General features: G+C 71.3%; 1 protein-coding gene. It reads left to right on the top strand.

The genetic code is table 11. The features are described 5' to 3' along the window. A partial coding sequence (locus P1P70_RS45000) for a carboxyltransferase domain-containing protein (protein ID WP_319248321.1) occupies positions 1–1,057 on the top strand: 1,057 nt, incomplete at both ends.

Here is a 1,057-nt window from a genome sequence, read left to right as displayed (position 1 = left end):
CGATCCACCTCCCCCTCTCCTGGGACGACCCCGCCACCCGTGAGGCCATCGCCCGCTACATGGCGGGCGTCCGCGACGACGCGCCCTGGTGCCCCTGGAACATCGAGTTCATCCGCCGCGTCAACGGCCTGGAGTCGGTGGCCGAGGTGTACGACACGGTCTTCGCGGCCGAGTACCTGGTCCTGGGCCTGGGCGACGTCTACCTGGGCGCTCCCGTGGCGACCCCGCTGGATCCCCGCCACCGCCTGGTGACCACGAAGTACAACCCGGCCCGCACCTGGACGGCCGAGAACTCGGTGGGCATCGGCGGCGCCTACCTCTGCGTCTACGGCATGGAGGGGCCCGGTGGTTACCAGTTCGTCGGACGCACCACCCAGGTGTGGTCCCCCTGGCAGCAGCGCGGCGCCTTCGAGCCCGGCTCCCCCTGGCTGCTCCGCTTCTTCGACCGGATCAAGTGGTATCCCGTGGACGCCGACGAGCTCCTGTCCCTGCGCGCGGACATCGTCTCGGGCCGTTTCGTCCCGCGCGTGGAACACGGCACCTTCTCCCTGGCCGAGTACGAAGCGTTCCTCGCCGAACACGCCGACTCCATAGCCGAGTTCAGGGCCGGTCAGCAGACCGCGTTCGCGGCGGAGCGGGCCGCGTGGGAGGCGGCCGGCGAGTTCACGAGAACGGACACGGCACCGGCCGACCTCGCACCGCCGACCGAGATCCACGTCCCCGAGGGCGGCCACCTGATCGAGGCCGAATACGCCGCCTCGGTCTGGCAGGTGAACGTACGCCCAGGAGACCGGGTGACCACCGGCCAGCCCCTCCTGACCCTGGAGGCGATGAAGATGGAATCCCACGTCCCCGCCCCCACGAACGGCATCATCGACCAGATCCTGACCACCCCGGGCACCCAAGTGGCCCCAGGCACCCCCCTGATCATCCTGACCCCGGGCCACACGCGGCGCCAAGGTTGGCCCCGGGTCCCGTGGGTTCCGGGGGGTCCCCGGGTCCACGGGGTTGGCCGGGGGGCAAGGATCCGGGGGAGTATGCGGTGGGGGGGGGCGGG

This window comes from Streptomyces sp. MB09-02B (genome assembly GCF_033794485.1).
In the GTDB taxonomy this organism is placed as follows: domain Bacteria; phylum Actinomycetota; class Actinomycetes; order Streptomycetales; family Streptomycetaceae; genus Streptomyces.
Note: the sequence above shows the minus strand (reverse complement) of the source record. Positions and strands in the feature narration are given on the sequence as shown.